Annotated in this window: 10 protein-coding genes; 2 read left to right on the plus strand and 8 right to left on the minus strand. The window is 44.0% G+C overall.

Going from position 1 to position 10,374, the window contains the following annotated elements:
• Nucleotides 1–304, minus strand: a 304-nt coding sequence (locus CTER_RS12690) for an NTTRR-F1 domain (protein WP_004625899.1), incomplete at its 3' end; no start/stop codon positions are given.
• Between the two features lie 253 nt (nt 305–557).
• Here CTER_RS12690 and CTER_RS12695 point away from each other — a divergent pair.
• Together CTER_RS12695 and CTER_RS12700 are read left to right on the plus strand one after the other, a co-directional pair.
• Nucleotides 558–1,508: a glycosyltransferase gene (locus CTER_RS12695; protein ID WP_004625903.1), complete on the plus strand. Its 951-nt coding sequence runs from the start codon at nt 558–560 to the stop codon at nt 1,506–1,508.
• 139 nt (nt 1,509–1,647) lie between these two features.
• Complete coding sequence (locus CTER_RS12700; protein WP_004625898.1) at nt 1,648–2,958, plus strand: nucleotide sugar dehydrogenase; 1,311 nt, start codon at nt 1,648–1,650, stop codon at nt 2,956–2,958.
• Nucleotides 2,959–3,034: 76 nt separating this feature from the next.
• On the opposite strand, the gene trpA is transcribed toward CTER_RS12700, so the two are convergent.
• The 7 genes from trpA to trpE are packed head-to-tail and all read right to left on the minus strand — an operon-like array spanning nt 3,035 to nt 9,503.
• On the minus strand, nt 3,035–3,808 hold the full coding sequence (gene trpA / locus CTER_RS12705) for a tryptophan synthase subunit alpha (RefSeq protein ID WP_004625896.1): 774 nt from the start codon (nt 3,806–3,808) through the stop codon (nt 3,035–3,037).
• Nucleotides 3,801–4,985 carry a tryptophan synthase subunit beta gene (gene trpB, locus CTER_RS12710; protein ID WP_004625900.1) on the minus strand — a complete coding sequence of 395 codons (1,185 nt, stop codon included), beginning with the start codon at nt 4,983–4,985 and terminating at the stop codon, nt 3,801–3,803. The genes trpA and trpB overlap by 8 nt, the downstream gene beginning before the upstream one ends.
• On the minus strand, nt 4,986–5,621 hold the full coding sequence (locus tag CTER_RS12715) for a phosphoribosylanthranilate isomerase (protein WP_004625901.1): 636 nt from the start codon (nt 5,619–5,621) through the stop codon (nt 4,986–4,988). It lies immediately after the preceding gene.
• On the minus strand, nt 5,618–6,415 hold the full coding sequence (gene trpC, locus CTER_RS12720; protein ID WP_004625895.1) for an indole-3-glycerol phosphate synthase TrpC: 798 nt from the start codon (nt 6,413–6,415) through the stop codon (nt 5,618–5,620). The genes CTER_RS12715 and trpC overlap by 4 nt, the downstream gene beginning before the upstream one ends.
• A gap of 15 nt (nt 6,416–6,430) precedes the next feature.
• Entirely contained in the window at nt 6,431–7,447 is a 1,017-nt protein-coding gene (gene trpD, locus CTER_RS12725) for an anthranilate phosphoribosyltransferase (RefSeq protein ID WP_004625897.1), read from the minus strand.
• Entirely contained in the window at nt 7,444–8,037 is a 594-nt protein-coding gene (locus CTER_RS12730) for an anthranilate synthase component II (RefSeq protein WP_004625894.1), read from the minus strand. Before CTER_RS12730 ends, trpD begins: the two co-directional genes overlap by 4 nt.
• Nucleotides 8,037–9,503, minus strand: coding sequence for an anthranilate synthase component I (trpE, locus tag CTER_RS12735; RefSeq protein ID WP_004625902.1), 1,467 nt, complete (start codon nt 9,501–9,503; stop codon nt 8,037–8,039). Before trpE ends, CTER_RS12730 begins: the two co-directional genes overlap by 1 nt.
• Between the last annotated feature and the right edge of the window lie 871 nt (nt 9,504–10,374).

The raw sequence follows: 10,374 nt of genomic DNA on the forward strand, positions 1-10,374 counted from the left end.
GGGTGTTTGGCGGTATACTTATTATCAAACCCAGACCAAGAAAGCTAAAAGAAGCATTAAAATATGAAATAGTGATTGTTGTAAGCGGATTGGGCAAGGCTCCTATTTTTCCAAGATATACGGAAAAACTGCAGCTGCTGCTGAAATTTCCTTCAACAATCTGATATATCACGGAGATACCACTTTGAAGCAGTGCGGAAAAGTTTCCGGAGTGCTTATACAGGGAAGTGATACTTGCATTGTCTACAAGCCAGGGAGGAAATGAGCCTGTCTCAAAGCCACCGTTTACGATTAATTCAGCCATTTTAAAATTTCACCTCCTGAAAAGTTTAGAGTTGTTCATGCTGCTAAATATATAGGTTACTATGTAAACATTATATGAACGAGTTCCCTGTTTGGTAACTTGTGTAAAGATTAGCTCCGCAAAATGTGACGTTATGGAGTTCCCGGTCATATATATAAAAAAGATGTATTTATTATAGAGGAATGACAAATTTCATAACTATTTATGGCCGCATAAGGCTCATGGAGGTTACGAGGAAGCTCGGGAGAAATGCATGGGACAGGATAAGGATAAAGCTAAAATTGTCTTTTTCTCAAAAGGTGATAATAAATTTATTAGTGATATTTTAAATAAGCTGACTGATCAATTTGAAACAAAATTAGTTACAGTAGCATCAGCGCAGGATTATAAACTTATGGACCAATGGATGGAATGGTCTGATATCAGCTGGTTTGAATGGTGTGATGATCTGATTGCCTATGGCAGCAAACTCGGATTGGCAGGTCAAAGGAAGATTATATGCAGATTGCACAGTTATGAAGCCTTTACATATTACCCGTCAAGGGTCAACTGGTGTAATGTTGACAAACTTATTTTTGTTTCCAATGATATTCAGAAATATGTCACTGAGAATTTTAAAATCAAAAAGGAAATTACTGCAGTCATTCCAAACGGAGTAAACCTTGTCAACTTAACCTACAGACAAAGAAGTCCGGGATTTAAAGTTGCTTATGTGGGATATATAAACTACAAAAAAGGCCCTATGCTCCTCCTGCATGCTTTTAAGTCAATTTACGATGCAGATAACAGATACCGGCTTTATATAGCGGGAATATATCAGGATCCCAGGTATAGGCTATATTTCAACCAGATGCTCAAGGAGTTTGGTCTTGAGAACAATTTCTTTTTTGAGGGTTGGCAGTCTGATATTGACAAATGGCTGGAAGATAAGGACTATATAATATGCTCCAGTGTTTTGGAATCACAGAATATGAGTGTAATGCAGGCGATGGCCAAGGGTATAAAGCCTGTCATTCATAATTTCGCCGGAGCGAAAGGGATCTATCCTGATAAATATGTCTGGAATACTATCGGGGAAGCTGTAGATATGGTTACTGACAGGAATTACACTTCAGAGGAATACAGGGCTTTCATTGAAAATAATTATACAATTGATAAACAAATAGAGATGATTAAGGATATTTTGAACGTATTGTTGAAATAGCAAAAAAATATTGCTTTGAGATTTTATTGGTGCAGGTACACATTGGTACGTAACATCTAAAACGTTATTGCCCGGCGGGGTACGTATCCGGATGTCCCATACCGCTAATGTACATCGGCACTCAGGTGGGGGGATTAACATGAAAACAGACCTTCTGAACAAAATAGAAAACAGGACTGCTGTCGTAAGTGTAGTCGGACTGGGGTATGTTGGTCTGCCATTGGCGGTGGAAATTGCAAAAGCAGGGTATACGGTCATTGGTATAGATGTTAATGCTAAAATAATTGATAAGGTGAATGCCGGCAAAAATTATATAGGTGATGTTAAAGACGCGGAACTGGCAGACGTTGTGCAGAAGGGGAGACTTCTGGCTGTAGCTGATTTCAGTCTCATAAGTAAAGTTGACTGTATAGTTATATGTGTGCCTACGCCGCTGGATTTAAACAAGCAGCCCGACTTGAGTTTTATAAGGTCCGCCGTTGTTGAAATAGGCAGGTATCTTCAGAAAGATACACTTGTGGTGCTTGAAAGCACCACATATCCGGGCACGACCGAAGAACTGCTCCGGCCTGTTCTGGAAGAAAAATCAAAGCTTATATGTGACAGGGACTTTTTTCTTGCATTCTCTCCTGAACGGGTTGATCCCGGGAACAATACGTACAAAACAAGAAATACTCCCAAGGTGGTTGGAGGCATAGGTAAGGACAGCACTGAAACAGCTTCGGCTCTGTACAGGAATGTTATTGAAGGCGGAGTTTTTGAAGTCTCAAGTCCTGCCGTTGCGGAAATGGAAAAGCTGCTTGAAAATACCTACAGAAATATAAATATTGCTTTGATAAATGAAATGGCTATCATTTGCGAACAGATGAAGATAAATATATGGGAAGTTATTGATGCCGCCAGAACAAAGCCTTACGGTTTTCAGGCTTTCTATCCTGGTCCCGGCATCGGAGGCCACTGCATTCCGCTGGATCCTTTTTATCTTACCTGGAAAGCCAGGGAATTTGACTATCATACCAGATTGATCGAGCTGTCGGGAGAAATAAATCAATACATGCCTCAATATGTTGTTGAACGTATTTACAGGATAATGAACAGATTCAGGAAACCTCTGAATGGATCTGGGGTTCTGGTGCTGGGTGTGGCCTACAAGCCGGATGTGGCAGATTACAGGGAAAGTCCGGCACTTAAGGTTATTGAATTACTGGAGGAGGAAGGGGCCGAAATACAATACTCCGACCCTCATATTCCGGGATTCTCTCACGGAGGTAAAAAGTATACAAGTATCCGGCTGACAAGGGATATTCTGCAGAAAACGGATTTGGTTCTGGTCATTACCAGTCATCGAAGCTTTGACTATGATTTTATTCAAGAGAATTCCAGATTTATATTTGATACCAGAAATGCCATGAAGCATGTAAAAGAAAGAAAGAATATAGAACTGCTTTAAAGATGGCAAAACCAGCCAGATGTTATAGCTTCTATCCTATAACCGTCCGGCTGGTGCTATGTCAACTCCGCAGAGACTATACGCTGATAGATTGCTTCATTTTCTTCACGTAATCTGCCAAAGGCCTGGCAGATGCTTCACGGTGCTCTTCAATCAGCTTTACAATAGCACTTCCTACTATAATACCATCCGAGAATTGGCCTATTTCCAAAGCCTGCTGAGGAGTTGATATTCCGAAGCCCACAGCCACAGGAGTATTGGTTGCCGAGCGGATGGCTTTGACAATTGAGGGGATATCGGTTTTTATCTCCTGTCTCACACCTGTTACACCCATTGAGGAAACACAATAGACAAAACCTTTTGCCCCTGAGGCTATTTGAGCTATGCGTGCTTCGGAGGTAGGTGCAATCAGTGAAATAATATCCACCTTGTATTTATCGCTGAAGGGTTGGAGTTCACCTTTTTCTTCATAGGGGAGATCAGGTATTATAACGCCGTCGACCCCGGTTTCGCTGCAATCCTTGAAAAAGTGATCATAGCCGTAAGTAAATACGGGATTGAGGTAGGTTAGAAATACCAGTGGGATTTTTGTTTTCATCCTTACTTCCTTTACCATCTCAAATATCTTCGGCAGATTTGTTCCGGCTGAAAGTGCACGTAAATTTGCTTTTTGAATGACCTCTCCCTCAGCAATGGGGTCTGAAAACGGTATCCCTATTTCTATCAGGTCGGCGCCTGCATCTGCCATTGAAAGTATGAACTCTTTTGTTTTATCCAGAGAAGGGTCACCTGCTGTGAGGAACCCGATAAAGGCTTTGCCGTGATCAAAAGCATTCTTGATTTTACTCATTAATATCCACCCCCATATACCTGGCGATTGCCGCCACATCTTTATCACCGCGGCCCGAAAGGCACACAACGATTATCCGATCATTGGCCATCTCCGGTGCCAGTTTCATGGCATAGGCCACGGCATGTGCACTTTCTATTGCCGGAATGATGCCTTCGGTTTTTGATAAATACTCAAAAGCATTAACCGCTTCAACGTCGGTTACCGGTACGTATTTCGCACGGTTTATATCATGCAGATAGGCATGTTCGGGGCCTATGCCCGGATAATCCAGTCCTGCGGAGATGGAGTAAACAGGTGCGATCTGTCCATGTTCATCCTGGCAAAAATATGACTTCATTCCATGGAAAATGCCTAGCTGCCCTTTGGCAATGGTCGCGGCATGCAGGTCGGTGTCAATACCCTTTCCCGCGGCTTCACAGCCAATCAATTGAACGGAATTGTCATTGATAAAATCATAGAAAAGTCCCATGGCATTGCTTCCGCCGCCCACACATGCTATGGCGGCATCGGGAAGCCTGCCTTCCTTTTCCATCAATTGCTCCTTGACCTCCTTGCCGATGACACTCTGGAAATCCCTTACTATCTTTGGAAACGGGTGGGCCCCCATTACAGAGCCCATGACACAATAGGTGTCATCGACCCGGCTTGCCCATTCCCTCAGAGTTTCATTTACCGCATCTTTGAGTGTCTGTGTCCCGCTGGTAACAGGATGGACTTTTGCACCCAGAAGTTCCATCCTGAACACGTTGAGCACCTGGCGTTTTGTATCCTCCAGGCCCATGAATATTTCACATTCCAGCCCCATCAGTGCGGCTGCGGTAGCAGTTGCAACACCGTGCTGGCCTGCTCCGGTTTCGGCTATAACACGTTTTTTTCCCATTTTCTTTGCAAGCAGTACCTGACCCAAAACATTGTTTATTTTGTGGGAACCGGTATGGTTCAGATCCTCACGCTTGAGGTAGATTTTTGCTCCCCCGAGATCTCTGGTCATTTTTCGCGCATAGTAGAGAAGGGAAGGCCTTCCTGCATATTCCTTCAAAAGGGTTTTCAGTTCCTGATTGAAATTGTAATCGTTTTTATAGAAATTATAGCTTTCTTCAAGTTCAATCAGCGAATTCATAAGTATTTCGGGCACGTATTGTCCTCCGTGCTTGCCATATCTTCCTTTTAGCATTTATTTCACACTCCTTATAAGTTTTACAATATCTTTGATCTTAACCCCGTCCTTAAAGCCGTTGGTTTCAACACCACTGCTTATGTCAACACAAAAGGGCCGGGCCGTTTTTACCGCTTCAAGTACATTATCATACTGCAGGCCTCCGGCCAGAAAAAATGGTCTGCTGATGCTGTTTGCAAGATTCCAGTCAAAGGTTTTTCCAGTGCCTCCGTACTCCTTGCCGGCAAAGGTGTCCAGCAGCAGAAAATCGGTGTCAAACTGTCCGGCCGTATTCAAAGTCTCGGTATTTTTCACCCGGACGGCTTTTATTATGGGTTTTGAACAGCCGGCCTTTTCAAGCTGTGTTTTCAGTTTGGCAATATATTCATTGTCTTCATCGCCGTGAAGCTGAATATACTCGATTATTCCGTCTTTGCACAGACCTCGTATCAAAGCTGTATCCTCATTTACGAAAACGCCAACGGTTTTGATGCCTCTGTCCAGTGCAGCCTTAAGCTTTTCTGCGGCTTCAGGTTCCACCTGCCTGCGGCTTTTTGCAAAAACAAAGCCGATAAAGTCGGGAATTGACTCATTAACATATTCAATATCCTGTATCCGGCTTAAGCCGCATATCTTGATTTTAGTTTCGTTCATATGCCCTCCTGGTGAATTCCGGCTTTTAACTGCTTGAGTTCCTCTGATATATTACCGCTTTTCATCAGGGTTTCGCCTATAAGCACGGCATTTGTACCGTTCTTTCCAAGCAGTGATATGTCACCGGGAGTTTTTATGCCGCTTTCGGATACAAATATCCTATCCTCGGGCACAAGCTTTCTCAGCCTGACACTGTTGTTTAAATCAACCTCAAAAGTTTTCAGGTTACGGTTATTTACACCGATAAGCCTTGCTCCGGCTTCCAACGCACTGCTCAGCTCCTTTTCGTCATGCGCCTCCACAAGGCAGGAAAGACCCAGCAGGTCAGCTGTTTTAATATATTCCCTGACTGTTCCGGTATCCAGTATGGCGCATATCAGCAGCACTGCATCGGCGCCCAGCAGTTTTGCTTCATATATCTGGTACGGGTCAATAGTGAAGTCCTTCCTGAGCACAGGGAGCTTTACCTCCTGATTTATTTCCTTCAGATACACATCGCTGCCAAGGAAGAAAGCGGGCTCAGTCAGCACCGAGATTGCGGCGGCGCCGGCACGTTCATATTCCCGGGCAACCTCAAGGTAAGGAAAATGCTCTGAAATTATGCCTTTGGAAGGAGAGGCTTTTTTTACCTCGCAAATAAAAGACATGTCATCTGTTTTCAAGGCATTTTCAAAGGAAAAAGGGGAATTGACCGGGATTGCCAGGGCTTCCTGTTTTACTGCTGCATAAGATTTTACTGCTTTTAATTCCTCTATTCTTATGCGGGTTTCAGCTACTATTTTATCAAGTATCATTTGAGGACCTCCATATTAGTGCTTAAAAGAATTGGACAGTTCAATGAAATTTTCCATCCGGGCACGGGCTCTTCCCGAATCAATCAGTTCCTCCGCCATCTTCACGCATTCCCTCAATGTTATCTGGTTATGGGACATGTAAAGGCACAGTGCCGAATTCAGAACAACAACATCCCTTTTGGGGTTTTTGGCTCCATTGAGGATATCCAGAGCTATCCCTGCGTTTTCCGTGGGATCGCCGCCTACCAGATCTGTTGATCGGCACCTTTCAAGTCCAAGCTGTTCGGGACTGAGAAAAAAACTGTTCAGCTTGCCGTTATTGACCTCACAGATGGTGGTTGTGTCACAGAGGGTCACTTCATCAAGCCCGTCATGACCGTGGACTACCATGGCACGTTTTACCCCAAGGTTTGCAAGCACTCTGGCCAGCGGCTCCACGAGATTTTCATCATAAACTCCCAGCAGCTGCATGTTTGCTCCGGCGGGATTTGCCAGCGGCCCCAGTATGTTGAAAATAGTTCTGACCGATAATTCCTTGCGGACCGGTGCGGCGTATTTCATTGAGGCATGGTAGGTGGGAGCAAACATAAAGCATATCCCTATCCTGTCAAGTATATCGGCGCTCTGTTCTGCCGTCAGGGCAATATTTATTCCCAGTGCCTCCAGCAGGTCGGCACTTCCGCATTTGCTGGACACCGACCTGTTTCCGTGTTTGGCCACCGGAACACCGCCTGCCGACACGACAAAGGAGGAAACAGTGGAAATGTTGAAGGTATTGGCTTCGTCCCCGCCCGTTCCCACTATATCCAGAACATCCTTGTCAGGTTGTATTTTTGTACATTTATCCCTCATAACAGTGGCGCAGGCCGTGATTTCCTCAATTGTTTCCCCTTTCATGCGCATTGCGGTGAGGAAGGAGCCGATTTGAGCATTTGTGGCGCGCCCCTCCATTATTTCTTCCATAACGGTTTTTGTCTGGTCAAGACTTAAATCCTGTTTGTTTATCACCTGATATATAGCTTCCTGAATCATAATGCAAACCTCCTGTCCGAAATGCCCATATTAAGAAAATTCTCAAGTATTGTTTTACCTCTTGGGGTCAATATGGATTCAGGATGGAACTGAACTCCATAAACATCGGTATCTCTGTGCTTGACTCCCATAACCTCACCTGAGGAGTCTTCGGCTATTATCAGCAGTTGGTCGGGAAGTGTCTGCCGGACCATGGCAAGTGAGTGGTATCTGGCTCCTTCGATGATGGGAGGGAGGCTTTTGAAAAGTTCACTGCCGTTTGCTATGTGAATTGAACTTTTTTTGCCGTGCATAAGCTCTTTGGCATAGGATACCGTTGCTCCGAATACCTCGCAGATGGCCTGGTGTCCCAGGCAGACGCCCAGAATGGGAACCTTTCCCGTGAAATGGCGAATAACATCTTCACATATACCCGCATCCCCGGGCCGCCCCGGTCCCGGGGAAAGAATTATATGGGAGGGCTTAAGCTCTTCAATTTCCTGAATGGTGAGCTCATCATTCCTTATTACCTTTATATCGTTATTTAGGACTCCCACAAGCTGATACAGGTTGTAGGAAAAGCTATCATAGTTATCAATCAATAAAATCATCAGTCCAGCTCCTTTCCCGACAGCTCAAGCGCATTGATGATTGCCTGGGCCTTGTTTGCCGTCTCGGTAAATTCCGTTTCGGGTACACTGTCAGCCACAACACCGCCGCCTGACTGGACATATACCGTATTATCCTTCAGTACGGCAAAACGGATGGCTATGCAGGTATCCATGTTTCCGGTAAAATCAATGTATCCTATGGCTCCGCCATATATTCCCCTTTTGTGTCCTTCCACCTCATTTATTATCTGGCAGGCGCGTATCTTGGGAGCCCCTGACAGGGTTCCTGCCGGAAGCAGAGCTGTTATTGCGTCCAGCTGATCCAGATCCTTGCGGAGTTTTCCTACCACCTTTGATTCTATATGAATTACATGTGAGAATTTCCTTATGCTGAGATGATCCCTGACCTCCACAGTTCCGAATTCGCTTATACGTCCAAGGTCATTGCGCCCCAGATCCACCAGCATATTATGTTCTGCCAGCTCCTTTTCATCACTGAGAAGTTCCTCAATGATTTGAGCATCCTCAGAGTCGCATTTTCCTCTGGGCTTGGTACCTGCAATGGGAAAGGTGGATAAATTTCCATTCTGAAGCCTGATAAGAGTCTCTGGAGATGTGCCTGCTATTTCAAGCTCGTCAAATTTCAAAAAGAACATATATGGGGAAGGATTTGTGGTTCTGAGAACTCTGTATGCGTCAAAAATACTTCCTTCAAATCGGGCATATCTCCTGTTTGAAGGGACTGCCTGAAAAATGTCACCCTCAAAGATATGTGATTTGACTTTATTTACAATCCCACAGTATTCTTCCTTGCTGAATACAGACCTGAAGGGTGACCTCAGTCCTGAAGGGGAGGAAGAGGCAGGCACCGAGGCTTTGATCAAAGCCGTCATATTGTCCAGTTCATTTACAGCCTCTGCATAATTGGCCTCAAGGTTATCTGTTTTAATATTTATCATAAGGATGATCTTCTGCCTGAAGTGATCAAAGGCAATAACCCGGTCAAACAGCATTAGATCCACATCATTGAATCTGGCATCGTCAATTCCGTCCAGCTTCAGAACAGATTCACTGTATTTAATATAGTCATAGGCAAAATAACCTACGAAACCGCCGGTGAATGGGGGCAGAAAGTCAAGTTTCGGACTTTTATACTCCTTTAATATTTCTCTGATATAGCTGTTTGGATCATTTGTTTCAATATTTACTGTCGTATAGCCTTTAATCTCCAGCAAACCGTCCTTGCATTTTAATTCTACAACAGGATTGAAACCCAGAAATGAGTAACGGCCCCATTTTTCGCCGCTCTCGACGCTTTCCAGCAGGTAATACCGGCTGCTTATGGCTTTGATATTCTGCAATACTGCAATAGGGGTTTTGATATCGGCAAAAATTTCGCGGCTGACCGGTATTACGGTATAGCCTTCAGATAAATTCCTTGCCTCTTCCAGACCTGGTTTATACATTCTACCACTCCTTTATAAAATTTATTTAACTTGACCTGGTTAATTGCTGTTAAGGCAGCAACCAACGCTGCGGCAACACTGATGCAAATAAAAACACCCGCCCATGACTGAAATATAAGTCAAGGACGAGTGTATGATAATTCACCCGCGGTGCCACCTTGTTTTGTAAGTTAAATAAACCTTACACGCTTTACAGAAATACCAGCATATTTCCCACATATAACGCATGTGCTGCGTCGCAGAATACTTTGAAGAATAAGTTCTTCATTTGACTGCGCCCTCAGTGGTCCATTTGATGTACTGCGTTCTGCGGGGCTCTCAGCTTCCCCCGCTCTCTGTAAGTGCACGTCCGGAATATTTAAAATTCCAACACCGTTATCTCCACTTCAACGGTTTAAAGGGCAGATATTTAATTAATAATAGATTAACTCGGTTATAAAATTTTGTCAATAAGGAAATTTAAGTAAATTCTTCAAAGCAGTGCAGACACATGCAAATAAATTTCCATAAGTATCATAGAATTCATAGAATAAAAATTTATGATACCTGTAGAAAAATTATATTTATGTACTCCCGTACAGTTTTGGGCCAATGAATTGCACCCAAAGCAACAGCTCGTATTTGTAAGGCTCGTCACAGGCGTAAAGCCGTCGCCCAACAAGCCACCTCGTGTGTCTCTTGGGCTCAAAGCGGCGTCCTGCCGCTTTGCCGGCCATACTTGCCTGTACCTCACCAACAAATACGGCAGTTGCTTTTAACCGTGCAATCATTGTCCCAAAGCTGTACTCGCGTACATATAAATCCTTTATATTGGGGTATCATAAATTTATTATTTTAGAAAATATATCATGATACTTGTTAAGGGTTATGC

Origin of the sequence: Ruminiclostridium cellobioparum subsp. termitidis CT1112, from assembly GCF_000350485.1 — a bacterium.
Taxonomy (GTDB): domain Bacteria; phylum Bacillota; class Clostridia; order Acetivibrionales; family DSM-1351; genus Ruminiclostridium; species Ruminiclostridium termitidis.